Genomic DNA, 564 nt, shown 5'->3' on the forward strand with positions numbered 1-564 from the left:
GAGCCGCTGTCGAGCACATACCCACCTCGGCACTGATCCGGCGCATCCTCACCCGAGCCGTACACGATCCTGAATTGCCGGTGCTGACCGTCGATCAGGTCGAGGAGGCCGCCCGACGTATCTTCCGTGAGTCGGCATGAGCATGAACGTGTCGCGGCAGGGTGGGCGGTGACGTCACAACCGATGTGGGTGGTCGAGCGGTGTTCCGGTGTGGATGATGATCGAGGTCGGAGAGATTCGTCGAATACTGCGGGTGACGCGCGCGATTTCCTGTCAGCCGAGAAACCGATTGGTGCGGTGGGCTCATTGCGGGTGCAGGCGTTGCGAACCTGACCGGCAGCGCCCGGCACCCCCGAACAACTGAAATTATCCTCACCTGCACGTTCGGGTATTCTCGGGTGCGGGTCAGTATGTTTCGGCAGGTATTCCAAGGTTCTTTTAATCTGCGGGTTCAGGGTTCGAGCCGCGGCCCACCGCGCTGCGTATTTAGCCTCTGGCCTGGTCAAATAGGTTTTACCTATGGGGTTGGGATGATGTAAGGGACTCCATCGCCGCAGGTCAGCG

The organism is Protofrankia sp. CiP1_Cm_nod3 (assembly GCF_982290655.1).